At 67.4% G+C, this 24627-nt stretch carries 22 protein-coding genes and 4 pseudogenes; 19 read left to right on the forward strand and 7 right to left on the reverse strand.

All coding sequences use genetic code 11. The features are described from left to right. Positions 1-100 precede the first annotated feature (100 nt). Both Sspor_RS07870 and Sspor_RS07875 read left to right on the forward strand, forming a co-directional pair. Positions 101-505, forward strand: a complete 405-nt coding sequence (locus tag Sspor_RS07870; RefSeq protein WP_202198378.1) for a hypothetical protein — start codon at positions 101-103, stop codon at positions 503-505. Further along, positions 502-798 carry a hypothetical protein gene (locus Sspor_RS07875; RefSeq protein ID WP_202198379.1) on the forward strand — a complete coding sequence of 99 codons (297 nt, stop codon included), beginning with the start codon at positions 502-504 and terminating at the stop codon, positions 796-798. Before Sspor_RS07870 ends, Sspor_RS07875 begins: the two co-directional genes overlap by 4 nt. A 45-nt stretch (positions 799-843) precedes the next feature. On the opposite strand, the gene Sspor_RS07880 is transcribed toward Sspor_RS07875, so the two are convergent. Continuing rightward, the gene (locus Sspor_RS07880) at positions 844-1506 is read right to left on the reverse strand and encodes a hypothetical protein (protein ID WP_202198380.1); all 663 of its coding nucleotides are present in this window, start codon (positions 1504-1506) and stop codon (positions 844-846) included. Between the two features lie 200 nt (positions 1507-1706). Between Sspor_RS07880 and Sspor_RS07885 the strand changes: the two genes are divergently transcribed. The 8 genes from Sspor_RS07885 to Sspor_RS41525 all read left to right on the forward strand — a co-directional run bounded on the left by Sspor_RS07885 (position 1707) and on the right by Sspor_RS41525 (position 7740). Next, positions 1707-2702 (forward strand): NADPH:quinone reductase, encoded by a 996-nt coding sequence (locus Sspor_RS07885; protein WP_202198381.1) that lies wholly within the window; start codon positions 1707-1709, stop codon positions 2700-2702. 154 nt (positions 2703-2856) lie between these two features. Next, positions 2857-3048, forward strand: coding sequence for a hypothetical protein (locus Sspor_RS41320; RefSeq protein ID WP_202198382.1), 192 nt, complete (start codon positions 2857-2859; stop codon positions 3046-3048). A gap of 200 nt (positions 3049-3248) precedes the next feature. Then, on the forward strand, positions 3249-3845 hold the full coding sequence (locus tag Sspor_RS07895) for a hypothetical protein (protein WP_202198383.1): 597 nt from the start codon (positions 3249-3251) through the stop codon (positions 3843-3845). Then, complete coding sequence (locus tag Sspor_RS07900) at positions 3829-4731, forward strand: transposase (RefSeq protein ID WP_202198384.1); 903 nt, start codon at positions 3829-3831, stop codon at positions 4729-4731. The genes Sspor_RS07895 and Sspor_RS07900 overlap by 17 nt, the downstream gene beginning before the upstream one ends. 24 nt (positions 4732-4755) lie before the next feature. Continuing rightward, positions 4756-6294, forward strand: a complete 1539-nt coding sequence (istA, locus tag Sspor_RS07905; protein ID WP_202198385.1) for an IS21 family transposase — start codon at positions 4756-4758, stop codon at positions 6292-6294. After that, the gene (istB, locus tag Sspor_RS07910; protein WP_202198386.1) at positions 6294-7085 is read left to right on the forward strand and encodes an IS21-like element helper ATPase IstB; all 792 of its coding nucleotides are present in this window, start codon (positions 6294-6296) and stop codon (positions 7083-7085) included. Before istA ends, istB begins: the two co-directional genes overlap by 1 nt. A gap of 202 nt (positions 7086-7287) precedes the next feature. Then, complete coding sequence (locus Sspor_RS07915; protein WP_202198387.1) at positions 7288-7584, forward strand: hypothetical protein; 297 nt, start codon at positions 7288-7290, stop codon at positions 7582-7584. Positions 7585-7587: 3 nt separating this feature from the next. After that, entirely contained in the window at positions 7588-7740 is a 153-nt protein-coding gene (locus Sspor_RS41525) for a transposase (RefSeq protein WP_202203540.1), read from the forward strand. Positions 7741-7993: 253 nt separating this feature from the next. Here Sspor_RS41525 and Sspor_RS07925 read toward each other — a convergent pair whose 3' ends face one another. Then, a complete protein-coding gene (locus tag Sspor_RS07925) occupies positions 7994-8959 on the reverse strand; it encodes a GlxA family transcriptional regulator (protein WP_237403739.1) in 966 nt (321 codons plus the stop codon). A 77-nt stretch (positions 8960-9036) separates the two neighbouring features. Next, positions 9037-9903, reverse strand: a complete 867-nt coding sequence (locus Sspor_RS07930; protein ID WP_202198388.1) for a S1 family peptidase — start codon at positions 9901-9903, stop codon at positions 9037-9039. Between the two features lie 142 nt (positions 9904-10045). On the opposite strand from Sspor_RS07930, the gene Sspor_RS07935 reads away from it, so the two are divergent. From Sspor_RS07935 to Sspor_RS07970, 8 genes and pseudogenes are all read left to right on the forward strand, one after another. After that, complete coding sequence (locus tag Sspor_RS07935; RefSeq protein WP_237403740.1) at positions 10046-11044, forward strand: GlxA family transcriptional regulator; 999 nt, start codon at positions 10046-10048, stop codon at positions 11042-11044. A gap of 270 nt (positions 11045-11314) precedes the next feature. Beyond that, positions 11315-12519 (forward strand): annotated as a pseudogene (locus tag Sspor_RS07940) (IS3 family transposase); the annotation flags it as partial. A 67-nt stretch (positions 12520-12586) separates the two neighbouring features. Continuing rightward, positions 12587-13612, forward strand: a pseudogene (locus Sspor_RS07945) (ISAzo13 family transposase); the annotation flags it as partial. A gap of 546 nt (positions 13613-14158) precedes the next feature. Next, positions 14159-15589 (forward strand): group II intron reverse transcriptase/maturase, encoded by a 1431-nt coding sequence (gene ltrA / locus Sspor_RS07950; protein WP_202198389.1) that lies wholly within the window; start codon positions 14159-14161, stop codon positions 15587-15589. Positions 15590-15713: 124 nt separating this feature from the next. Next, positions 15714-16373: pseudogene (locus Sspor_RS07955) on the forward strand (ISAzo13-like element transposase-related protein); the annotation flags it as partial. Between the two features lie 31 nt (positions 16374-16404). Further along, a pseudogene (locus Sspor_RS07960) lies at positions 16405-17400 on the forward strand (cation:proton antiporter); the annotation flags it as partial. Beyond that, positions 17397-17654 (forward strand): hypothetical protein, encoded by a 258-nt coding sequence (locus Sspor_RS07965; protein WP_202198390.1) that lies wholly within the window; start codon positions 17397-17399, stop codon positions 17652-17654. The pseudogene Sspor_RS07960 and the gene Sspor_RS07965, both read left to right, overlap by 4 nt. A 450-nt stretch (positions 17655-18104) precedes the next feature. Continuing rightward, entirely contained in the window at positions 18105-18374 is a 270-nt protein-coding gene (locus tag Sspor_RS07970) for a hypothetical protein (protein ID WP_202198391.1), read from the forward strand. 286 nt (positions 18375-18660) lie between these two features. On the opposite strand, the gene Sspor_RS07975 is transcribed toward Sspor_RS07970, so the two are convergent. From Sspor_RS07975 to Sspor_RS07985, 3 genes are all read right to left on the reverse strand, one after another. Next, a complete protein-coding gene (locus Sspor_RS07975; protein WP_202198392.1) occupies positions 18661-19803 on the reverse strand; it encodes a Fic family protein in 1143 nt (380 codons plus the stop codon). 582 nt (positions 19804-20385) lie between these two features. Continuing rightward, complete coding sequence (locus Sspor_RS07980; protein ID WP_202198393.1) at positions 20386-21141, reverse strand: transposase family protein; 756 nt, start codon at positions 21139-21141, stop codon at positions 20386-20388. 102 nt (positions 21142-21243) lie between these two features. Then, positions 21244-22005, reverse strand: coding sequence for a transposase family protein (locus Sspor_RS07985; protein WP_202198394.1), 762 nt, complete (start codon positions 22003-22005; stop codon positions 21244-21246). Positions 22006-22123: 118 nt separating this feature from the next. On the opposite strand from Sspor_RS07985, the gene Sspor_RS41530 reads away from it, so the two are divergent. Next, the gene (locus tag Sspor_RS41530) at positions 22124-22450 is read left to right on the forward strand and encodes an integrase core domain-containing protein (protein ID WP_202198395.1); all 327 of its coding nucleotides are present in this window, start codon (positions 22124-22126) and stop codon (positions 22448-22450) included. Here the strand turns inward: Sspor_RS41530 and Sspor_RS07995 are convergent. After that, positions 22383-24485 carry a proprotein convertase P-domain-containing protein gene (locus Sspor_RS07995; RefSeq protein ID WP_202198396.1) on the reverse strand — a complete coding sequence of 701 codons (2103 nt, stop codon included), beginning with the start codon at positions 24483-24485 and terminating at the stop codon, positions 22383-22385. The genes Sspor_RS41530 and Sspor_RS07995 overlap by 68 nt on opposite strands. Between the last annotated feature and the right edge of the window lie 142 nt (positions 24486-24627).

Here is a 24627-nt window from a genome sequence, read left to right on the forward strand (position 1 = left end):
GCCGGGAAGGGCTGCTCCGCGCTCGGCCGGCTTCCGTCCCGGGCGGAGGCCGCCTGGGCGCGCGGCCCGCCCTGTCACACCCTCGTCATAGGCTTCCGCCATGAGCGTCTCTCTCTACTACTGCGCGCACCGCACGACACCACTGACCGAGGGCGAGTCGGCCTCGGTCAGTGGTGTCGTCGCCGCGCACACGGCGTCCTTTCCGTACGACGACGAAGAAAGCCTGTACCTCTACGGCCGGCGTACGGCCGGGCCGCAGGAGATACTCGCCGGGTCCACCAAGATGCCGCTCGATCCCGGTCGCCTGATGCCGGTCATCGCCCATGTGCTGGATTGCATAACGGAGTTGCGCCAGGCCGTGCCGGAGGCCGAGTGGCGCGTGCACATGGACGACCTCGACGTCCCGTGGGACGAGGCCGAGGGATACGCCCTGCCCGGGATGCGCGACGCGGACCTGATCGCCGAGCTCGCGGCGGTCCACGGCGGGGAGTTGGCAGCGGGATGAGGGAGGCGAGCGCGGGGAAGGCCGCGGACGCCGTGACGCCCACGCCGGAGCAGCGGCGCCTCATCGAGTTCGGCGAGGCGCTGTACCGCCGCATCGCTGCAGACGCCGACATCGGTCACGTGCTGCTGCCCGAGGACGATGCGGTGGCTGTCGTGCACCGCGCGCGGGGCGGTGGGACGATCCTGGTGGCGGCCGACGAGTCGGTGCTCTTCTCCGGCTCGGCGCTCGACATCAACGCCGCCCTGATCGACTTCCGGGCCGGCCGGCGCACGCCCGTGGAGCGGTTCCGATAGTGGGAGACGCGGGGCGGGGCAGCCGACCGAGAGCCGTGCTTGCGATCAGGCAGGGTAGCCGATCGACGCGATGGCGTCGCCGAGCTGCGCCAGCGTCGCGGCGGGGTTCAGGGCAGCGACCACATCCGGTGTGAGAGGCCGCAGTTCGTACACATCGATGACTGCGTCCAGGTCCACCGGCTTGGCGTAGTACTTCTGAGCCCAGGCCTGGTACTTCTTGGGGGCCCCGTCGACCAGCAGGCGGAAGAGCCAGTCGGACCCGTCCGGAACGGAACGGCCGCCGTCGAAGTCGACCTCTCCCGTCCGCCACTGCTCGTCAGCGGTTTCCCTCCACATGCAGACGGTGATGTGCGGAATGCCCTCCAGCTGGAAGGCCGGTTCCTCGACGCAGGAGCGGAACACCTCCGGAACGGTGTCGACCACACCGGGCCACGGCGTCCCGTCGCCTGCGTACGGGCTCATGGGGGACGTGTGGTCGAACCCGCGGATGTACGCTCCGGCCGCCGAGAAGACGACGGAGTACGTGTCTCCCCCGCCGTTGTCCATCGTGGCCAGTTCCTGCGTCGCGGACCAGTGGGCGTCGAACCGGTGGCGGCGCAGGTACGGTGCGCCGGGCTGGAGGATCGCGTCCAGCATCGCCATCGACCGGCACAGGTTTCGCAGGGTGGCGATATCCGGCAGTCGGCGAGCGACATCACGAGCGTTCATCCGGCCATCCCACCACACGGCGATGCAACGGCGGCCCGGAGCCTCACTTCCGTGGCCGGCGGCGGCGAACGCCGCTTGGGGCCCTGGTACACCGTGGCTGCGCGGAGCCCGCGGCAGCGGCCGGGCAGGCGGCGCGCGAATTCGTGGCGCGCTGGTCCGCACTTCTGGAACTTCTGGCATGCTTCTGGCATTGATCAGGCATGAAGGCGATCGCATACACGCAATGCGGCGGCTCTGAGGTACTCAAGCCGACCGAACGGCCCATACCTGTGCCCGGCACGGGCGAGGTACGGGTCGAGGTGAAGGTGTCAGGAGTCAACCCGATGGACTGGCAGACGAGGGAGGAGATCACCCCCGACGGCGAGCAGGTTCCGGGCCAGGACGGCGCGGGCATCATCGACGGGGTCGGTCCCGACGTGGACCCGGCACGCATCGGCGAGCGCGTGTGGCTGTGGGAAGCCGCGTGGGAGCGCGCCGATGGCACGGCGCAGGAATTCCTGCTGCTCCCCGCCCACCAGGCCGTGGCGCTGGGAGACGCGCCGTTCGACCTGGGCGGAAGTCTGGGAGTACCGGCGATGACTGCGCATCAGTGCCTCGCCCTCGCTCTGAGGGGTCCGTCGCGGCTCACCGCCGGCGCCCTCCTGGTTGCAGGCGGAGCAGGAGCGTTGGGCAACGCTGCCGTGCAGCTCGCCCGATGGGCTGGTGCGAGAGTCATCACCAAGGTCAGCAGCGCCGACAAGGCGCGCCTCGCGTTGGCCGCAAGCGCACACCACGTGATCGATTACCGTTCTGAGGAGCCGGTGGCGGCCATCCGGTCGCTCGCCCCCGCAGGGGTCGACCTGGTCATCGAAGGCGCCCCGACCGCCAACATGGCGCTCGATCTCTCCGTACTCGCCGAGGGCGGGACCATCGCCTGCTACAACTTCGAGGAAAGTCCTGACGTCTCCGTGTCGGCGTGGGAGTTGATGCGCCGTAACGCGTACTTGGTCGGGGTACTTGTATATGCCCTCCCGCTACGGGCGAAGCTGGACGCCGTCGCCGCGATCTGCGACGCACTCGCAGACGACGCGCTGCGCGGCGGCGAAGGCGCAGGACTGCCGTGGCACCACTTCCCCTTGGACCAGGCGAGGGAGGCTCATGACGCGGTCCAGAGCGGCCGCACGGTCGGAAAGGCCCTCATTGACGTGACGCGATGAGTTGCACGGTGTGGCTGGCCTGGGCGAGGGCATGCTCTGCTGCGGTGGCAGCGAATTCGGTGTCCACCGCCGGGACGAGCGCGAGGAAAGACCCTGCCGAAGCACCGTCGGCCATCCGGGTGCCGAGAGCGCCGGTGCAGGTGCGGCCTCGAGGGTGAGGTATCGGTCTCGGGGCACGACGAGGGCGCAGCAGGAAGTGGCCAGCGGTGAGGAGCGGGCCAATGCCGACGATGTCGCCTGCGTCGAGCAGCGCAACAGCCCGGTCACCACGGGCGTTCTCGGTCACCACGTGCCGTACGAGGGGGCATTGCTCGGCAGCTGCCGCAGCGATGTCGTCCCGTTCTGATATGGACAGGGCGCAGGCTCGGAGCGAGCGGCTGCTGCGGCGGGCCGCCGACTGGCCCCTTTGCTGTGGAGGAGGTCGTGGTAGGGGCAGACGTGAGCCGGCAGACGGCGCACTGCCGGATGTGCCTGTCCGTGAATGCGGCGGGACGAGACAGCCGGAGTACCGCCGCTCTCGGGTGCCCAGTGGGTAGGGTCGTCCGCATGGGGGTCAACATCGACGGCGTGATCGAGACACGCGAGGCCGACGGTTGGGACATTGAGATCGATCTCCTGGACTTCGGCCTCGGGCGGGAACGTTTCGCGTGGGAGTGTCTCTTCGGGACTGGTGGGGCGCTGGGTGTGGAACGGCCCCTCTTCGATTGCCGGGGGCTTCCGGAAGATGTCTCAGAATCCGTACGGGCGTCGATCGGGGACTGGGAGAGCAGCCATACATACGCCACCTGGGCGGAGATTGTTGCGGTCGACTGGGACGCGCCATTGTGCGACAGCCCCGCTTACTCCATGACAGGCGAATGGAGGCCTGGGCCGGAGGAGAAGCTCGTGTTTCATGGCTGGGTCTGGACACCGACTGAGGTGCTTGACGCGGCGGAGGAAGAATTCGGCGAAGACCTGATGCCGCCCGAGTGGCCGCCGGGCGGCGAGGTGGCCATGAAGGATGTGGTGTACCGACCGGTTGTTCTCACGGCTCGGATGTTCGCCCCGCCGGAGGGGAGCTGGGGCCACGTGTGGGCGGCCATGCGCGACCAGGCAGCCGTTTACGGCGACGAGAACGTACGCCTCGTTGTCTGGTTCGGCTGACAGGGCGATCCGGGCGCCGTACTACGGCACGGACCAGGGCAAGTGGCACCTGTCCAACGCCTGCGTCTCCCCTCAGAATCCGGCGCCCACCACCAACTCCCTGGAACCGTACGGGTTCAGCGACTTCAACGACTGGGTCGACATCGACGGCGGCGCCTGGGCCGGCGTCAGGCTCGACCCGGTCATGGCGGTGGCCCGCGCTCTGGCGGGCACAGCCAGCGCCCGGTTGCTTCCACCTGCCCCAGGCGCTCAGCTGGGCCAGCATGCTGGCCTGCCCGCTGCGCATCCCCCGCCCGAGCGGCCGGTGCACCGGGTACTGGGGGTCGACGAATTCGCCCGGCGCAAGGGCAAGCAGTACGCAACCATCCTGATCGATGCCGCAAGCAGACAGCGCATCGATCACCTGCCCGACCGGAAGATGGAGTCGGTCACCGCGTGGCTGCCCGAGCACCGCGGAGTGGAGATCGCGTGCCGGGACGGCGCCTCGGACTTCGCCCAGGCCGTCAGTGACGCCGACCCTGCCATCGCACAGTGCATGGACCGCTGGCACCTGTGGCACGGCCTGGCCGCCTGGAAGGAAGTCGCCGCGCACAGCCCCTGCTGGGCCAAGATCGGCCCGCCAGTGTCCGATGGCTGGCGGGCCACGACCACCCGCGAACGCTGGTACCAGGTGCACCAGCTCCTGGACGCCGGCGTGGGCCTGCTTGGCTGCTCCCGCCGGCTGAACCTCGCGCTGAACACCGTCAAACGCTATGCCCGCCATTCCGAGCCCGAGCAGATGACGGCGGTCTCCGTAAGCTCCCCGTGTGCGGCCACTTACCGCGCAATTTATGGCCACGGGATTCCCCGCGTACGGCCAGATCTTCTCCCCGCTCGCCCCGAGTAGTACCGCTCGGCGAAGCTGGAGCGGGTGAAGAACAGCAGGGAGATCATGGAGATCCTTGAGGCATACGACCTCACAGGCAGTTACCGTGCCGCGGCCGAACTGGCCGGGTGCGACCACCACACGGTGGCCCGGTATGTGAAGATGCGGGCCGCCGGCCAGCATCCTGACCAGCGCCGTCACCGGGCGAGAGCGATCGACGACTACCTGCCGAAGATCGAGGAACTGGTGGTCCGCTCACAGGGCCGCATCCGCGCCGACGTGGTCCACAAGAGGATCGCCGCGATGGGCTTCACCGGCGGGGAACGCACCACCCGCCGCACCGTCGCTGAGGCAAAAACCCAGTTCAGGGCCGGTCGACGGCGCGTCTATCGGCCGTGGGTGACTGAGCCCGGGCTCTGGGTGCAGTACGACTTCGGCGACGGACCGGTGATCAAAGGCCGCAAGACCACCCTGTTCTGCGCGTGGGTGGCCTGGTCCCGATTCCGGGTGGTGATACCGATCTGGGACAAGACACTGCCGACGATCACCGCCTGCCTGGATGCCACATTCCGCAGGATCGGCGGAGTCCCTGCCTACGTCCTCACGGACAACGAGAAAACGGTCACCATCGACCACGTCGCCGGTATTGCGGTCCGCAATCCGGAAATAGTCGAGGTCGCCCGGCACTACGGCACGACCATACGTACTTGTCTGCCGGCAGACCCGGAGACCAAGGGCGGCAGCGAATCCACGGTGAAGATCGCCAAAGCCGACCTGGTGCCCCGGGACGTGAACCTGCGCGAGCAATACAAGACCTTCGGTGAGCTCGAGGCGGCCTGCCGGACATTCTGCGACGAGGTCAATTCCCGAACGCACAAGGCGACGCGGCGCAAGCCCATCGAGCGGCTCGCGGAGGAACGCCAGCGGTTGCATCCTCTGCCGCGCCGACCGTTCACCGCGGCGTTCGGCACCACCCGCAGGGTGACCTGGGAGTCGACGATCTCGGTCGACGCGGTCCGCTACTCGGTCCCGCACGAGCTCATCGACACCCGGGTCTGGGCCCGATTCCACGGCGACGAGCTCATCGTCACCGCCGTCGAGGAGAACGGATCGGCCCGCGAGGTCGCCCGCCACCACCGCGGCCAGCCCGGCTCACCGGTCCTGGACGACACCCACTACCCGCCTCGTGAGGACAAGGAAGCCGACCGAACCCCGCGGGCCACCTCAGCGGAAGAGGCGGCATTCCTCCAGCTCGGACCCGGCGCCGCGTCCTGGCTGATCGAGGCCGGCGCCGCCGGAGTCCGCCGCATCAAGGCGAAGATGGCCGAAGCCGTCGCCCTCTCCAAGCTCTACTCGGTCGCGGAAGTCGACCGCGCGCTCGGCACCGCCGCGGTCACCGCCCGCTTCGCCGAGAAGGACCTGTTGTCGATCCTCGACTACCAGGCCGTCCACGAGCACGCCGAGCCCATCCGGCGAAGCGAGGACCACTCCCTGCAGCCCGGCACCTCCGCCTGGTCCTCCTTCGGCGCCGCCGCCACGACCGCCTCGAACATCTCCGAGTACGACGAAAGCGACCAGCTCTGATGGCCACCCCTCTTCGCACCGTTCCCGGCTCGGGCGGCGACCCGCTCGCCGAATCCATCGAGCTGACCCGCCGGCTGAAACTCCCGCACATCCGAAGGTCGCTCACCGACATCATTCCCACCGCAAAAGCCCAACGCTGGGACCCGGCCGAAGTCGTCCGCGTTCTACTCTCAGAAGAGGCGGCCGGACGAGACCGCGCCAACCTCCACACCCGCCGAAAGCGGGCCGGATTCCCCACCGGAAAAACCTTCGGAGACTGGCACGAGAACAAGTCCTCCATACCCAGGGCCACTCAGGACGCGCTTCGAAGTCTCGAATGGGTCGGCCGCCGGGAGAATTTCTGCATTTGCGGCCCGTCCGGCACGGGCAAGAGCCACTTCACCGAAGCCCTCGGACAGACCGCGGTCGAAGCCGGCCTGACCGTCGCCTGGTTCACCATCGAGGACCTCGGAGCCCTGGTCCGCCGCCACCGCGCGGACGACTCCATCGCCCGAGCCCTCGCGAAAATCGTCCGCTCAGACCTGATCATCGTCGACGACATCGGCCTGCTGCCCGTCTCACCAGACGCCGCCGAGGGCTTCTACCGCCTGGTCGACGCCGCCTACGAACGACGCTCGATCGCCGTCTCCAGCAACCTCCACCCCTCCGGCTTCGACGAGATCATGCCCAAGACCCTCGCCACCGCGACCGTCGACCGACTACTCCACCACGCCCACGTCACCGTTACTCAGGGTGACTCATTCAGGTTCACCGAGGCCACCACCGGAAAGGGAGTGAAGCCTTTCAGCTGATCCACGACCAACCCATGGCGGGGAGATTATCTGGCCGCCACCGGGGACACCCACGAGGCCACCAGCGGGGAAGACCACTGGCCGCCCGCGGGGAGCACTACGAGGCCGTTGACAAGAGATGGCCCGGGCCCCGGCATACCGGCCCACCCTGGTCGACCCCTACCCCGAACACCTGCGCCAGCGCCGATCAGAGAACCCGGCCGTGCCCGTAACCCACCTCCTGCAAGAGATCAGGGAGCTGGGTTACACCAACAGCGCGAACCTCTTGGTCCGCTACATCAACCAGGGGCGCGTCGAGGCCGACCATGCCGCCCTGCCCCCACGGAAGGCCACCGGACTTCTCCTCACCGACCCCGCCCGCCAACCCGATGAGCGTCGCGTTCTGTGTGATCAACTTGCCGCCGCCTGCTCTGAGATGACCGCCCTGTCCACCCTGGTGAGTGAGTTCGCCCGGCTGCTGTCCCAATCGCAGGACAACTCCACGACTGTGACCGACTAGTTCATCCAGGTCCGGGACGCCGCCCTGCCCTTTCTGCACTCCTTCGCCACCGGCCTCGAGCGGGACCGCACCACCGTCAACGCGGCACTGACCCTGCCCCACCACAACGGACGCACCGAAGGCGTCAACAACACGATCAAGCTGCTCAAGCGGTAGACCTACGGCCGCGCCAGCCACCCACTCCTCCGCCACCGCATCCTGCCCAACTGACCTCCAACAGCGATCAACGGCTACGAAAAACTTGGAAGACCCGGTCGATTGACAGACCCGAAGACCGCGACCGCGACGTAGCCCGTAGCCCTGCATGGTTTGCGGGTTCAGGTAACCGAACGAGGCAGACCCGAAATTGACGGGCCGGCCTCGGTGACAGTGAGCCTCCGGAAGTCGTAAAGAGTGGGGCCCTCCCTGGCTATTCCTCTTGGCCCGGGTTGGGCTTGGCGCGATGGGTGTGGCGGTAGGCACGGGGTGTGGTTCCGGTCAGGGCGCGGAAGTGGCGGCGCAGGGCGGCTGGTGAGGTGAAGCCAGTGCGGGCGGCGAGCTGTTCGATGGGGGTCTCAGTTTCCCTGAGCAGCCGCTGTGCCTCTGCGATGCGGGCGTAGAGCAGGTACTGGAGGGGGGTGTGACCGGTATGGGTACGGAAGCGGCGGGTGAGGCTGCTGGTGCTGGTGCGTGCGTGCGCGGCAATGTCCGGAAGCGTCACGGCCTGGTCGAGCCGGGTCTCCAGCCACCGCAGCGTCGGTTCGAGCCCCGCGCTGTCCATGATCTCCTGTTCGATCGTGTCCTGGACCCTGTCCGCGTCGAGCTGCAGTGGTGTGATCAGCTCCCGGGCGGTCTCTCCCGCCACTTGCGCACCGTGGTCACTACGGAGGATGTGCAGACAGATGTCCAGTCCGCCGAAGATCCCCGCAGCTGTGAGGAAGGAGCCGTCCTCGACCACGGTGCCGAGCGGGTCGACCTGGATCCGCGGATGGCGCGCCGCGAGTTCCGCGGTGTGCCGCCAGCCGATCGTGGCGCGCCGCCCGTCCAGCAGGCCCGTTGCCGCGAGAGTGAACACGCCCGTGCCGACAGCTGCGACACGGATTCCCCGGCCTGCCGCCGCTCGCAGGGCGGCCTGAACAGATACCGGCTCGCCACGGTGGCCGGGGTGCCCGGTGATCAGTACGACATCCGCATCCACGAGACCGTCCAGGCCCCAGGGCAGGCTGACATGTACCGGATCGGGCGAGGAATCCACCCGCATCCCCGGGGCGGCGCAGAGACGCACCTCGTACTCCACCCCCGGATGGTCACGGGACGCGGCCCCGAAGACCATTCCGGGAGTGGTGAGGTGAGGTCCGGGTACCCCGCCGAGCGCGAGGACAGCGATGACTGACACATCCGGAATATAGCCAGGTCGGCGCGGATGCCGCCGTCGTCAGCTCGCAGCCCGGTTCCCCGTGCCTGTCGGCCGGGTCAGCCGGACTTGTGGATCGTCTTGCGGATCCAGTCCGTGTACACCGGCACATTGGTGTATAGGCCCGGCCCCGTGGAGCAGGCTGGGTCGTTGTCACCGTCGCCCGATGTCGTACCGATGAGCTCCCAGCGGCCGTTCCTGGCTCGCTGCAGCTGCGGGCCGCCGGAGTCCCCGTTGCAGGCCATGGCATCCGGCTTGGTGCTCACCGTGCACAGCCTGGTTTCCCCGGCGCGATTGAAGCACTCGGCCTCGGATCCCCTGCGTGTGTCCAGCTGCTGGAGCCGTTCCGGGAACACCCAGTCCTTCGGGGAATCGGCGCCGACGACGGTACCGAAGCCGAGGATCCTCGTGGGCGTGCCCACCGGTCCCGCCTGCTTGGCGATCCGAATGGGCTTCTGGGTAACCGGGCGGTCCAGGCGCACCAGCGCGAGGTCGTTCTGGTTGGGGGCGCCGGCCTTGCCCTGGGCATAGCCCGGGTGCATGACGATCTTGTCGATCTTGCGGACGCTACCGCCGGTCGTGCGGTGCTCGCTGCCGACCCGGACCAGCCCATCCGGGGTCACTCCGACAGTCGGGTCCACACAGTGCCCGGCCGTGAGCACCCATTGCCGGTCGATCAGTGTTGCCCCGCAGGGAGCCTTCAACACCACCCCGTCCCCCAGGGTGGCCGACAAAGGGATCGACGCCATGAAGGAGTAACGCTGCGTCGAATCCTCGCCGTTGATTACGGCGCTCGCGCTGCCGGTCATCAGCGTTGCACCGAGCACGGCGGCCGCGCCGACTGCGGCTGCGGCGCGTACCGTCAGGCCGCGTCGGCGCGCGGGACGGGGATCGGGGGTCGGGCTGTGAACAGGGGAAAGGCGCATTTCGGTCCTCTCGGAAGGGGCGCAGGAAGAGGCACGGGCCGGGCTGCTCCACGCCTCCTGGCTCCGTGCTGATCCCCATCCTCCGGGCCGGGCCCCGCCCGAAAACAGTCGTTCGAATGTCACTCTCGGCTAAATTCAGGACATGTCACTGATCGCTGTCCTGGTGCTCGACGGAATTCCGGGGCACCAGCTCACCACCCCCGGCCTGGTGTTCAACGCCGCCGCCAGGCACCACCCGTGGGTGAACTACGACGTGCGGATCTGCGCCGCGCCGGGCTTCGAGAGCACCGGTGGCCCCGCTCCCTTCCGTATCGAGACACCCTGGGGTCTGGAGGGACTGCAAGGCGCCGACACCGTGCTGGTGCCCGGCTGTGCGGGCTTCCGGGACGAACCCGCGCCCGCCGTGGCCGACGCCCTGCGCGCCGCCGCCGCACGCGGCTGCCGCATCGGCGCGATCGGCACCGGCACGTTCGTTCTCGCCGCCACCGGTCTGCTCGACGGACGGCGCGCCGCCACCAGCCGCCGGCACACCGAGGAGCTGGCGCGCCTGCACCCCCGCATCGAAGTCGACCCCGACGGCGCGGTCGTGGCGGACGGCCCCTTCCACAGCGCAGCCGGGGTCCTGGGAGGCATCGACCTGTGTCTGCGCCTGATCACTCTCGACCATGGCGAATCCGTGGTCATCGAAACCGAGAGACAGGCGTTCCTCCAGCTCCACGCCCCGGCCGCCGACCCCGCCGGCGACGTCGCAGCCACGGCCTCTGCCCCTTCGGACGGCAGCCTCGATGAGGTGATCCGCTGGATGGAGGCCAACGTCCAACATCCACTGACTCTCGCCGAAATCGCCGACCGCACGGCGCTCGGCACACGCACCCTGACCCGGCGCTTCCGCACCGAGACCGGACTCAGCCCGCTCCAGTACCTGCTCCGCACCCGTATCCAGCTCGCCCAACGGCTCCTGGAACGCACCGACGACCCGATCGAGCGCATCGCCGCCCGCACCGGTCTCGGCACACCCGCGAACCTGCGGCACCACTTCCATCGCTACACCGGCACCACCCCCGGCATCTACCGCACCGCCTTCCGCTCCCTTACCGCTGCCCTCACCTGGGCGGAACGGGACGAAGCCGACCGCAACTGAGCGTCACACAGATGCGGGCCGGCGACGCCGATGTCAGCTGCACCACTGCGCTAGAGGTTCTCGATCTGGTCAACGGGGTTCGTCCGGCCCTGGGATGTGCCCCTGCCAAACTTGGTGGTCCGATACAGCCGAAGCGGCCAGGATGCATGACAGCGTGGACATCGACCCCGGTGCTTTACGTCCCTGAGAACGCGCCTGGGGCCTCCCCCTGAGTGGTGGACACGCTGATACTGGATCTTGATTGATCCGGAGGAAGCGAGAAGACCACCGATGGCTCTGAAGGACTATTCGGACGAGTTCAAGGCCGATGCCGTGGCCCTGTACGAGTCCACGCCCGGGGCGACGTACAAGAGCATCGCCGCTGACCTGGGCGTCAACCGGGCGACCTTGCGCGAGTGGGTGCTGCGGGACCGCACGCGCCGTGGCGTCACCGCTGCGGGTGCGAAGCCGGCCGTCGGCCACCGGGCGGCGGTTACGCCCAGTGATCCGGAGGAGCGGGTCCGACAGCTGGAAGCACGGGTGGCGGAACTCGAGGCCAGTGAGCGCAAGCTCGCCACCGAGCGGGACACACTCCGCAAGGCGGCCAAGTATTTCGCCGGAGAGACGAACTGGTGACCAGCCGCTTCCAGTTCGTCGACGACCACCGGGCCACCTTTGAGGTGAAGCGGCTCTGCCAGGTCCTGGACGTCAACCGGTCCAACTACTACAAGTGGCTCGCCGGCGCCGAGACACGGGCCGCCCGGCAGCGCGAGGACCAGGTCCTGGCCGAGGAGATTCGCCAGGTCCACGGCGAGTCCGGCGGCGCCTACGGCTCCCCACGCGTGACCGCCGAGCTCCGCGACAAAGGGCGGCAGGTCAACGAGAAGCGGGTCGCCCGGATCATGCGGACGTACTCCATCACCGGCATCCGCCTGCGCAGACGCATCCGTACCACCGTCCCCGACCCGGCATCCTCACCGGTCGAAGACCTGTTCCAGCGGGACTTCACGGCCGTCGAGCCGGGGCGGAAGTACATGGGTGACATCACGTATCTCCCGCTCGCGGGCGGGAAGTTCCTCTATCTCGCGACGGTGCTGGACTGCTTCAGCCGCAAGATCGTCGGCTGGTCCATCGCCGACCACATGCGCACCGACCTGGTCGCCGACGCTCTGCGGATGGCCGCCGGCACCCGCGGCTCGCTGGACGGGGCGGTGTTCCACTCCGATCACGGAGCCCAATACGGATCAAGGGCCTATGCCAGCCTCTGCGACCAGCTCAAAGTCACCCGGTCGACGGGCGCGGTCGGCACCAGCGCCGACAACGCGGCCTGCGAAAGCTTCCACGCCTCCCTGAAACGCGAAACCCTCCAAGGCGCCCACGACTACGGCGACGCCACCACCTGCAGAAAATCGGTCTTCGCGTGGCTGACCCGCTACAACACCCGCCGCCGACACTCCACCAACAGCCACCTCAGCCCCGACGAATACGAACGCCGACACCACGCCGCTAAGGGATTGCAGATCATCAAGGTGTTGCTTCCCGACCTGGGGCTCGTTGGTCTGTATGCGCATCCCGGACGAGACCCGCGACCAACTCTCCGCGAAGTTCGCGGTGTTGTTCCCGCATCTGGACGAGCGGCAGCGGCGGCTGCTGATGGGAATCGAGGCCCGGCTGCTGGGGCACGGTGGCATCCGCGCTGTCGCTCGGGCGGCCCAGGTCAGTGAGACGACGGTCCGCAATGGCGTGTTCGAGCTGGAATCCGGAGAGGAGCCGTTGGGGCGGGTCCGGCGTCCCGGCGGAGGACGCAAACGGGTCGCCGATCTGGACCCGGGGCTGCGGCCGACACTGCTGGCGCTGGTCGAGCCCGATGAGAGAGGCGACCCGATGTCGCCGCTGCGGTGGACTGTGAAATCGACCCGTACGCTCGCGGCGGAGCTGGCCCCGGCCGGGCACCGGATCAGCGCCGATACCGTGGGCGACCTGCTGCGGGAGGAAGGCTTCAGCCTGCAGGCCAACGCGAAGACGCTCGAGGGCAACCAGCATCCGGACCGGGACGCCCAGTTCCGCTACCTCAACGAGCAAGCCCGCAACCACCGGGACGCCGGCCAGCCGGTCATCAGCGTGGACACCAAGAAGAAGGAACTCGTCGGCGAGTTCAAGAACAGCGGCCGCCAGGGGCGTCCCGCCGGCGAGCCCGTCCCGGTCAGCGTCCACGACTTCGCCGACCCGCAGCTGGGCAAAGCCGTCCCCTACGGGATCTACGACCTGACCGCAAACACCGGCTGGGTCAACGTCGGCACCGATCACGACACCGCCGCGTTCGCAGTGGAATCGATCCGCCGCTGGTGGCACGGCCAGGACCAGGCCAGTTACCCGCAGGCGACACGGCTGCTGATCACCGCCGACGCCGGCGGATCCAACGGCTACCGCACCCGAGCCTGGAAGCTCGAGCTGGCCCGACTCGCCGCTGAAACCGGGCTGACGATCACCGTGTGTCACCTATCACCGGGCACATCGAAGTGGAACAAGATCGAGGTGCGCCACGAGGCGCCACTGTTACCGGGTAGAGGTGAAAGACCTCTGCCGTCGGGCTGTCGCAGCAGTCCGGTGAAGCTGAGGGCAGCCGATCCGTGGAGACGCACGGCAAGGTAAGAGCAGCCCTGACAACGTCGGAGCGCGTCGGTACTTCCAGACGGCGCGGGTCCGGTAAGCAAGACGAGACGCCGTACGTGAGGAACCAGTGCCTGACGTCCCGTAAGTGTTCCACCGGCTCCAATCTGGAGGATATGGGCCGGATGCAGCGCACGCCGCCTGTCGGGCGGCGACTTCGAAGCCGGTCTCTCGATGCTGGCGAGAAGGCCACGTTGAATGCCTGCGGCGTAGGCGTGGCGATGCTGTCGGGGTAGAGCTGGACGGCTCGCTCGTCGACCGGAAAGTGGTGAACGTGGGAAGCGTCCTGGAACCGCCCTTCCCGGCTGCCATCCAGGCAGCCGGTGGGAAGGTCCGTCGTCGGCCGACGGCTCCAGTACGTGGCGGAGGCCTCGTAGTAGTCCGAGCGCGTTAATGGCGCGCACATGGCGAAGGGGGCCAGCAAGTCAGTGGCCGAAGTACTGGAAGACCAGGAGGTTCTCGCCGGTGAATTCCGACGAACTTGAGGCCGTCACGTATGTGGCGGAGCGACGGGTACTGGAGATCCAGACCAAGCTACACCGTTGGGCCCGTGATGATCCTCATCGCAGGTTCGATGACCTGTTCAACCTCTGTGCCGATCCCGCGTTCCTGCTGGTCGCGTGGGATCGGGTGCGGGGTAACAAGGGTGCGAAGACCGCCGGGGTGGATGGCCGCACCACGGCGTCCATCGCGGAGCGGACGGGCGTCGAGGAGTTCCTCGGCGAACTGCGGGAGAGCATCAAGGACCGTAGATTCCGTCCGCTGCCGGTGCGGGAGCGGATGATCCCCAAGACGGGCGGAAAGCTGCGCCGGCTGGGGATCGCCACGATCGCGGACCGGGTGGTGCAGGCATCCTTGAAGCTGGTGCTGGAGCCGATTTTCGAGGCGGATTTCCTTCCGTGTTCCTACGGGTTCCGTCCGAACCGCCGGGCTCATGACGCGGTGGCCGAGGTGAGGTTCTTCACGTCCAAGTCGTATGAGTGGATCGTAGAGGGCGACATCAAGGCCTGCTTCGACGAGATTTCACACTCCGCTCTGATGGACCGGGTGCGGAAGCGCGTCGGAGACAAACGTGTCCTGATCTTGGTGAAGGCGTTCTTGAAGTCGGGCATCCTCGGTGAGGACCGGGTACTTCGAGAGACCACCGCCGGTACCCCACAGGGTTCGATTCTCTCGCCGTTGATGAGCAACGTGGCGCTCTCGGTCCTGGACGAGCACATCGCCCAGTCTCCGGGAGGCCCGAGGTCCACGCCTTGGGCGCGGACCAAGCGGCTTCGTCAAGGTCTCCCCAACTACCGGCTTACCCGGTACGCGGACGACTGGTGCCTAATGATCAAGGGCACCAAGGACGACGCCGAGTCTCTGTGCGAGGAGATCGCGGAGGTGTTGTCCACGATGGGCTTGCGCCTGTCTGCGGAGAAGACCCTGATCACCCACATCGACGAGGGACTGGACTTCCTCGGGTGGCGCATCCAGCGCCACCGCCAGCGCGGATCCAGTCGCAGCTACGTCTACACCTACCCCTCGCGCAAGGCCCTGACGGCCGCGATGGGCAAGGTCAAGGCGGTACGCCGCAGAACGGCCACCGGCCTGCCACTGGACGAACTGCTCATCCAGATCAACCGGATGCTGTTCGGCTGGTGCATGTACTTCCGCCCCGGGGTGTCCAGCGCGACCTTCCAGTACCTGAGCTCGTACACGTGGGGCCAGGTCATGAAGTGGCTGCGTCGCAAACACCTCCGGATCAACAGGAAGGATCTTCGCCGCCTTTACTGCGGCGGGGGATGGTGGCCAGCAGGGGAGGAACGGACACTGTTCGATCCCGGCAAGGTACGCACGACGCGCTACCGATACCGGGGAACGGTCATCCCTTCCCCTTGGCTGACCACCGGATGAAGATCAACAGGGGCAGTCAGACGGGACTTGTGGAGCGCCCGGTGCCATGAGAGTGGCACGCCGGGTGCGGGAAGAGGCCCGAAGAAACGGCTCGCTCGGAAGACGAGACCGCGCTTCGGGCCTACTTCACCACCGGCTGTTCTCGCACATCACCATGAACTGGAGTGGCCTCCCGCTGACCAGCCACGAAGTCATCGTGCATTCCATCGCGGCGACCACCACCCGCACCGGACTGCGCGTGACGGCCGAACTCGACACCAACACCTACCCGACCGGAGTCCGCATCAAAGACGCGGAGATGGCCGCCCTGCCGCTGACCCGGCACGCCTTCCACGGCGACTGGAACTATGCACTGCACCCCCAGCCATCACCCGTAATCCCGGCGGCCCGGGCCCCGCAGACGCCGGATCCGCAGTGGAACCAGGCCCTGCTTTCCGAACCCGCACTGACCGGGATGACCCGCCGGCAACTGAACGACCTCACCGAGGCCCTGGCCCCAGACGGGGATATCCGGCGCGGCCGCCCGCCCCGGCTGACCTTCCCCGACCAGATCCTGGCCACCGTGCTCCACCTACGGGCCGCCCTGGCCGCGGAACCCCTCGCCGTGCTGTTCGCCACCAGCCGCACCGCGATGCACCGCACCCTCCTGAAGAACCGGCGACTGCTCGAGACACACGGCATCACCATCCCACCGGCGACAACCCCACCCACGGCCCTCGCCGCCCTTCAGGCCCGGGTCCAGACACAGACCAGCGAGGACAACAAGATCAAAACAACGTGTTAATGATCTGCAAGCCCTTAGGGCTTGCAGATAGACCCAGTCCCCGGCCGGACTGGTCGACTTCGGCCTCAACGCCGTACCCGGCGCCGTGGCAGCACTCTTGATGGGCTGGGGCCCGGTCGCCGCCGTGGTCCTGGCCGGCGTCACCTGGATCTCCTCCTCCGGGGTGATCGCCAAGGTCATGGGAGACCTGGGCCGTGTCGGCAACCGCGAGACCCCGGTGATCCTGTCCATCCTGGTCCTCGAAGACCTCGCGATGGCGGTCTACCTGCCGATCATCACCGCCCTCCTCGCCGGCGTGAGTCTCGCCGCCGGCAGCGCGACCCTGGCCATCGCCCTCGGCGTCGCAGGAGCGGTCCTGTTCATCGCCGTGCGCTTCGGGCGCCACATCTCCCGCTTCGTCTCCAGTGACGACCCTGAGAAGCTCCTCCTCGTCGTCCTCGGCCTGACCCTGCTGGTGGCGGGCATCGCCCAGCAGCTCCAGGTCTCCGCAGCCGTCGGCGCGTTCCTCGTCGGCATCGCCCTCTCCGGCGAGGTCGCCGAAGGCACCCACACCCTGCTCAGCCCGCTGCGCGACCTGTTCGCAGCGGTGTTCTTCGTCTTCTTCGGCCTGCACACCGACCCCGCGAGCATCCCGCCCGTCCTGCTGCCCGCGCTCGCGCTCGCCGTGGTCACGGCGGGTACGAAGATCGCCACTGGGTACTGGGCCGCAAAGCGCGCCGGTATCGGGGTCAAGGGGCGCTGGCGCGCCGGTGGCACGCTGGTGGCCCGCGGCGAGTTCTCCATCGTCATCGCCGGGTTGGCCGTCACGGCCGGCATCGAGCCCGCGATGGGACCGCTCGCGACCGCGTACGTCCTGATCCTCGTGGTGATCGGACCGCTCACCGCCCGCTACACCGAACCCGTGGCCGCATGGGTGAGCAGCCGCCGCAACCCGCCGGGAACGGTCACCCTGGCCGCTGTGCCGTCCCAGCCGGGATCCCCGGAGGACCTCAAGGACCAGGCGCAGGATCCGGCCGGCCGCGCGTGAGTGAGGACACCTGGGCGGCGATCACCAGCCGGGAGACCGTGCTGCTGCTCGCCGCCCTGGCCGTCTACCTCGGCGGCGCGGTCGGCTTCGCCCACCGCCTGCCCCGCCTCCTGGCACGTCACCCGGGCTGGCGCCGGGACACCGAACACGACCCCGTCTCCAGCGCGGTCACCCTCGCCCTGCTGATCGTCCTATGGCCGGCCACCGCCGCTTACCTGGCCTCCAAGATCGCCGCCAGTCGCCGTGATCGGTGACCTGGCCGCCTGCGGGACAGTCTCCCCCATGGACGCGTTTTCCCCGCGCCCGCAGTCATGCTGATTCAAGGAGGTACATGTGCTCACCGTTGTGCAGGGGGCCACGATCGCGGTGGCGCTCGGGTTCGGGACCATCGGCGTGTCGACGATCGTGACCGGCCGTGTCGTCTTCCCCTGGCTTCGGCGCGGCGTCGGGCGACCGGTTGTCTGGGGCGTGGGAACGCTCGTGATGGCAGCGGCGCTCGCAGGGGCACCCTGGACAGGCTGGTCGCAGCTGGCTGGCTGTGCCTTCCGGGGAGCGTCGCCGAGACCCTGACCTCCCGACCCAAAGACTTCACCACGTTCACCGTCCCCAGTCTGCTGCCGGAGCAGCCCCGCCTGCTCTCCTTCGGCAAGACCACCCGGGCGAAGATCTCCGGCTGGGCGCAGAAGATCGTCGGTGACCGGAAGTTGCGCAAGAAGAAGCTGGGTGCCGCCACGTGGCTTCTGGCCCTGTATACCGCCGCCCGCACCCGCCCCGACGGCCACCTCGGACACCCTGAAGACGATGGTCTCCTCCTGGATGAGGCTGCCGCGTTCTGCGCCCTGACACCCGGGGAAGTCGCCGAACACGCCGCGCTGCTGGTCGCCGCCGACTGGCTCACCGACGCCGATACAGCCGGCGGCAGGCTGCGCGGACAGCTTGCCGCGCGGGTCCTGCCTCTCGGTGGGCTGCTGTAGCCGGACCGTCTTGCCCCAGTATTCATCCAGAGGGGCGACCGCCAACTCCGGTCGATCGCCGTGCTCGCGAACCGTGCCCCGCTCCCTGGCGTGGAACACACCGTATGGGTGCGGATCATCCGTCAGGGGAGTCACGCACCCAGGAGCGGGTTCAAGCAGTCGCGTTGGTCGTCGCTGATCCGGGCGGGCCGCTGCTGGCCGATGTCGAAGGTGACCACGGTGGTCAGGGCCGCCTTGTGGACGTCATCGCCGCAGTTCGATCAGCCCGAGTCCAGCTGCCTTGGTGCTATGCGGTGGCGTAGGGGTTGATGATGCGGTGCGGTCGGCGGGAGGTCGCCATGACGTTCTGCGGGAAGCGGGGGCCGGCCACGTAGTGGCGTCCCTTCGTCTGCCCGATCGCGGTGAGCACGTCGGCCTTCGTGAGGGCCTGCAGGTCCCGGGTTGCCTGCTGGGTGTTGATCGCTTCCTGCCGCTCGTAGCGCGAGCGGCGTACCCGGCCCACCATCGCGACCTCGTGGAGGGCAGTCACTTGCCGCTCGCTGATCCCGTTGGCGTCGGCGTGCTCCATCAGCTCGATCCAGACCTGGTTCGAGCGGTCGACCCGATGCTGCACCCGCTGAGCCTGCTCGTGGTAGGCGCGCAGGTTGAACTTGATCCAGGGCAGCGTGTCGCGTTCGGGCGAGTACACCGGCCCGCCGACCTCCCGGAGCACCTTGTAGTACTCCCAGGTGTTGCCGGGCATCCCGAGCCACTCCTCAATCGAGGAGAACTCCGGTGCGAGAACGCCGCCGCGGGCAATCAGCAGGGTCTGCAGGGAACGGGACATACGGCCGTTCCCGTCGGACCACGGATGGATCTTCACCAGGTTCAAGTGTGCCATCGCCGCCCGGATCAGGACGTGAGCTTCGGTGTCGCCGTCATTGAGCCAGTCCACCAGCTCGGCCGTCAGGCCGGGCACGAGCTCCTGGTCGGGTCCGTCGTAGTCGGTGGCGAGCTCGTCACCGGGCGCGGTGATCCGGATCGAGGTCTTGCGCCAGTGCCCGGCGGTGCGCAGCGGGTGGTGGTGGCCCTGGAGCATCCAGTGCAACGCGTTGAGGAGTTCCTTGCTGTAGCGGAAGTCGGTGACGTCGTGGAGGGACTGGATGTAGGTCATCGCCTGCTGGTAGGCGAGGGTCTCTGCCTTGTTCTCCTCGCTGGCGTCGACCTCACGCTCCCCGTCCATCAGGTCGGCGACGTCCTTCGCGTCAACCTGGTAGCCCTCGATCGTGTTCGACGCCGCGATCGCGCTCGCGGTCAGCGCCTTACGCAGATCCTGAGTCCACTTCATCGGCGCCTGCTGCACCGCGTCACGCAGGCGCTCGCGCAGGCCGTCCACCTCGTGCAGAACCTTGAGGTCTGCGGCGTCGAGCACGGGAGTCTTATACAGCATGACTCAATGATACCAGCTACCTATCATTCCGGTAGGAGTCGAGAGCGCTGACCACGCCAACCTGCAGAGACGCAGGCAGGTCCGCCTGCCGCACAAGCCACCGACCACCGCTACCAGGACTGCAGACCTTCGGACAGCTTCTTGAACCATGTCGCACGGTGTGTCCGCCACCGACGGCGCACCGGTCGAGGGTCACGTCGTAGGCCAAGCCGTGCTCGCGCCGGGGCCTTGGCAACCAGACGCTCGCGCAGGATGTCGACGGCGAGCGCGAGGCCGACGTCGTCATGACGCTCGCAGTGCAGGGCGAGACCCACGTCGGGGACGCACACCCTGCGACCAGGCCGAACCGGCACCCAGCACGGCCGGCGTGACGCCCTCACGCCGCGAACGCCCGCCCGACGACAGCGGGAGCCTCAGCCCTCCGGCGGCGGCCCGGACAGGATCAGTACGGCGTTGTCGGCGTGGAAAGCGCCGCACGTGCTCGTGTACGCGGTCAGCCAGTCGAGGGCTCCCATCGCCATCCCGAAGGCCCAGCCAGCAGTGGTTGACCCATGCGGGGCCAGGAGTGAGCCTTTTCCAACCTCATGTTGCGGCGTGGTAAAGGACGAGTACGGCCTTGACGATGTCGGTGATCCGGTTGGTGCTGCAGCGGAGCTTCCGCAGGAGGCGCCAGCCCTTCAGGACGGCCATGGCCTGCTCGCCGACGCACCGGATCTTGGCGTGGCTGCTGTTGTGACGTCGCTTCCATCGCTTCAGCCGGCGGCCCCGGAAGGGGACTCGGATGTGCCGACCAGCGCCTTTGTAGGCCTTGTCCGCCCAGCATTTCAGACCCGCGGCGGCGAGCGCGTCGACGATCCCGTGGCTTCGGGCAGCCGTCAGGTCATGGGTGGAGCCTGGCAGAGCGGCCGAGGCCCAGAGGAGTCGGCCGAACGGATCGGTGAGGACCTGCACATTCATGCCGTGCCGTTTATGCTTCCCCGAGTAGTACGGCGTGCCGACGGCTATCCGGTCGATCGGCAGCAGGGTGCCGTCCAGGATCACGTACGCCTTCGTCCGGGCCGTCTCCATCGCCTCGTCCAGGGACGGTGCGAGGACGCACAGGACTTCGATCGCCTCACGTATGTACCGGTAGACGGTCGCGATACCGATCCCGAACCCCGCGGCGAGCTGGGCATAGGTGTCACCGCACCGCAGATGAGCTAGGGCGAGCAGGGCCTGGCGGCCGGCGGGCAGTCGCCGCCACCGTGTACCGAGCTCCCGCCGCCTCGCGGTGAGCTGTCGCGTCAGATGCCGCAGGGTGCTGCTGGACAGATCGATCGAGGACGGGTAGACAAGCACGCGAAGCTCCTGGCAGACACGCGTGATCTTGGTCGAGAACCCGTCTACCAGGAGCTTCGTCGTTGCGTACAGTCCTTGACCCTCAACAGCCCGGCATCGCGGTCAGGTTGGCGCAAGGTGAAGCGCGAGGATGGCCTGGACGATGCCGGTGATGCGGGTCGTGCTGCAGCGGAGTTTCCGCAGGAGGCGCCAGGTCTTGAGGGTGGCCATGGCCTGCTCGCCGAGGGCGCGGATGCGGGCATGGGCGATGTTGACGGCTTGCTGTCCGGTGGAGAGGATGCGGTGCTTGCCGCGGAAGGGCACCCGTACGGTGCCGCCGGCGCCCTGGTAGCCCTTGTCGGCCCAGCAGGCCAGGTCGGCCTTGGTCAGGGCGTCGATGATCCCGTGGGTGCGGGCGGCCTTGATGTCGTGGATTGCGCCGGTCAACGCGGCCGAGGCCCACAGCAGGCGGCCGAACGGGTCGGTGAGGACTTGGACGTTCATGCCGTGCTTCTTGTGCTTGCCGCTGTAGAAGGGCCGGTCGGCGGCGATCCCGTCGATCGCCAGCAAGGTGCCGTCGAGGATGACGTACGCCTTCCTCGCCGCGGCGCGGACCGCCTCGGCCAGGGTGGGGGCGAGCGCGGCCAGCAGCTCGACGGCCTCGACCACGTACCGGTAGGCGGTGGTGGTGCCCACACCGAACCCGGCCGCGAGCTGGGCGTAGGTGTGCCCGCACCGCAGATGGGCGAGGGCGAGCAGCGCCTGGCGTCCAGCGGGCAGGCGCCGCCATCGGGCCCCGCGCTCGTGGCGCCGAGCGCGCAGCTGCTCGGACAGCAGGCGCAGGGTCGAGGTGGACACGTCGATGCCGGACGGGTAGACAAGCACATGAAGCCCCTGATGGAGACGGTTCTCTTGGTCGAAAACCCATCTACCAGGGGCTTCACCCGCCTGTCAGCCCAACTGCCCAGCCCACCCATCAGGTTGGAAAAGGTTCAATGCCCTGATGGAGAGCATGATCGGCCTGTTCAAGACCGAGCTGATCAAGCCCCGACGCCCCTGGAAGACGCTCTCCGACATCGAGCTCGCCACCGCCGAATGGATCGACTGGTACAACCACCGGCGACTCCACGGCGAGAAAGGTCACATCCCACCCGTTGAATACGAAGCCAAACACTACGAAGTAATCATGAAACCCCGGTCACAACCACAATCTGAAGTCTCTACGAAACCCGGAACGGTTCACGACACCTGCTTGGTTATGTCTAGAACGGGGATGGGCGCGGAAATGAAAGGACCCATGCGTCGATCGTGCCGGTGTTCCCGGTCGTGATGTCGGTGACGCTGAGTCTCCACAGGCCGCTGCCGGTCTCGGAGGAGGCGTCGACGGTGTAGTTCTTGTACACGTTGGCGGTCGTGTCGCTGTCGGCGAAGTCCTCAAGGGTATAGGAGCGCCCGCTGGGTCCGTAGAGCTTGATGACGAGGTCACCGCGTCGTGGGTGCGTGAGGTAGACGTTCACTCCGATGTTGGTCGGTGCGGAGCCGCTGTTGCTGCTTGTGAGGGCGTGGCTGAAGTTCTCGTGGTGGTCGAGGATGGGCGGGGTGGTTGATGTGTTGGCGGTGCCGTTCGGGAAGGTGAGGTTCCAGGCGTCGATGGTGCCGACGTTGCCGGAAGCGATGTCTTGCACCCGCAGTTTCCATGTGCCGTTTGCGATTTGGGTTGAAGCATTCACGGTGTATGTCTTGAAGACGTGGTCGTTGCTGTCGCTGTCCGCGATGTCTTCAAGCGGGTAGACCGAATTGTTCGGGGTGACAAGGCTCAGTACGAGGTTGCCCCGATGCGTGTGTTTGAGGTCGACGCCGACTGCGAGGTTCGTTGGCGCGTAGCTGTTTTGGCCGTGGACCTGGAGGGGACTTTCGGCCGTGGTCTGGTCGAGGACGGGAACGTCGGCGATGCTCCGCTTGGTGATGTGCTGGCAGGGGTCGAGGGTGGGATTCGGTGGCATGGGGCAGGCGCCCGAGCCGGGCGGCGGCGGAGGGTTGGAGCCCCCGCCCGTCAGGACGTCCTCCGTGCCGGCGGAGGGGCCGATGCGTGAGATGGAACCCCAGAAATACGGCGCCGTCGAGGTGGTTACCCATCCCTCGCTGGGGATGTCCTCACAATAAGCGGAAACAAGTCTACTTTGCCATTCGCGGAGGCATCTAACCGGATTGTAGCTACTGCGCAATGCCATCGGGTAACCGTCGTATCCCCAGATTTGCTTAGGGTCGCCGGCTGAGCAGAAATCCCACCTGGTGTCTTCGAAAAAATCGTCAGGATGTCGAATGCACCAGTCTTCGACGGCTTTTGTCTTAAGCTGGCGATCTGTGTACTGGATGTTCTGTGCGAAGGAGCCATTGCATGGGAGGACATAGGAAACGTAACGGCTAAGGTCGGCATCAATACATTTGTCAGTTTCCTCGTTGATTACTTGATTCTCTGCGTTGGCGCGGAGGCCGAATTCGATGACGTAGTGGTCGGATCCGGCGCCGGCGAGGCGGCGCCCGGTCCATCCAGTCATGGTCTGTCTGTCGTTGGAGACCATGTAGTCGAGCTCGCCGCCGCCTTGCTGGGTGCCCTGGCCGCTGGTGTAGGCCTGTGTGCCGGCTGGGAGAACCAGGTTTTCGGGTCGGCGGTTGAAGTCACCGAGAACGGCCCATGATCCGCCGTAGGAGTTGAGTTCGACCATCATGTTTCGGGCGTCGTTGCTGTTGTTGTCGCCGTTTGAGCTGGCGTGGAAGCTGTAGAACCAGCTGCCGTCGGGGAGCTGGACGCCGAGGGCGGGCCGCATGCCCCAATGGGTGCCGTTGGCTTGACGTGCCGCTACTGCTCTGAAGTTAGTCGGCCGTTCATGGGTGACGAAGGCAACGTTGTTGCGGTTGCCGGTGGGATCAGTGGTCATGTGGGTGACATAGACGGTTTGGCCGCGGCGTGCGCTGCCGATGCGCCACTCGCGTACTTCGTAGCTGTAGGTCGCCTGTCGTCCGTTGACCGTGATCGTGCCCCCGTCAACGCGTGTTCCGGGGACGCTGTTGAGGGGACCGGCTTCCTGGAGGGCGAGGACGGGGTGCGGTAGGTAGTTCTCCCCGCCTACGGATAGGCGCTGGACGGTGTTGGTCCACTTGCTGTCGCTTGAGGACGAGGAGCCCTGCATGTTCCAGGTCGCCGGCCGGTGCTGACCCGGCGTCGCATGGCTTGGGGGCGCGCTGTAGAGGACGAGCGATGAGGCAACGAGCATGGCGGCGATGAGGTAGGTGAGCAGGGCGGGCGGAGCTGGGCGCGGCGAGGGTGGCTGGGTGGGAGGCGGCGGCTGGAGTGCAGTCGACATCGTGACCTCGGAGTATAGGAAGAGGAATGGGTCAAGCTCACGTCACGGTGCGTGTGGCGGCGCTTCTTGAGCATCGTCCGCCGGATGGATGTCACGGATAGCGCGTGGTGGTCCCCGATCGCTCGTCTTGCCGAGCGTTCTC

The sequence above is a fragment of the Streptomyces spororaveus genome (genome assembly GCF_016755875.1).
GTDB lineage: Bacteria > Actinomycetota > Actinomycetes > Streptomycetales > Streptomycetaceae > Streptomyces > Streptomyces spororaveus.

Coding starts and splice junctions, on each gene's coding strand:
- Sspor_RS07870 (WP_202198378.1), top strand. CDS start 101: ATGAGCGTCTCTCTCTACTACTGCGCGCACCGCACGACACCACTGACC.
- Sspor_RS07875 (WP_202198379.1), top strand. CDS start 502: ATGAGGGAGGCGAGCGCGGGGAAGGCCGCGGACGCCGTGACGCCCACG.
- Sspor_RS07880 (WP_202198380.1), bottom strand. CDS start 1,506: ATGAACGCTCGTGATGTCGCTCGCCGACTGCCGGATATCGCCACCCTG.
- Sspor_RS07885 (WP_202198381.1), top strand. CDS start 1,707: ATGAAGGCGATCGCATACACGCAATGCGGCGGCTCTGAGGTACTCAAG.
- Sspor_RS07895 (WP_202198383.1), top strand. CDS start 3,249: ATGGGGGTCAACATCGACGGCGTGATCGAGACACGCGAGGCCGACGGT.
- istB (WP_202198386.1), top strand. CDS start 6,294: ATGGCCACCCCTCTTCGCACCGTTCCCGGCTCGGGCGGCGACCCGCTC.
- Sspor_RS07930 (WP_202198388.1), bottom strand. CDS start 9,903: ATGCGCCTTTCCCCTGTTCACAGCCCGACCCCCGATCCCCGTCCCGCG.
- Sspor_RS07935 (WP_237403740.1), top strand. CDS start 10,046: ATGTCACTGATCGCTGTCCTGGTGCTCGACGGAATTCCGGGGCACCAG.
- Sspor_RS07975 (WP_202198392.1), bottom strand. CDS start 19,803: ATGCTGTATAAGACTCCCGTGCTCGACGCCGCAGACCTCAAGGTTCTG.
- Sspor_RS41530 (WP_202198395.1), top strand. CDS start 22,124: ATGGAGAGCATGATCGGCCTGTTCAAGACCGAGCTGATCAAGCCCCGA.
- Sspor_RS07995 (WP_202198396.1), bottom strand. CDS start 24,485: ATGTCGACTGCACTCCAGCCGCCGCCTCCCACCCAGCCACCCTCGCCG.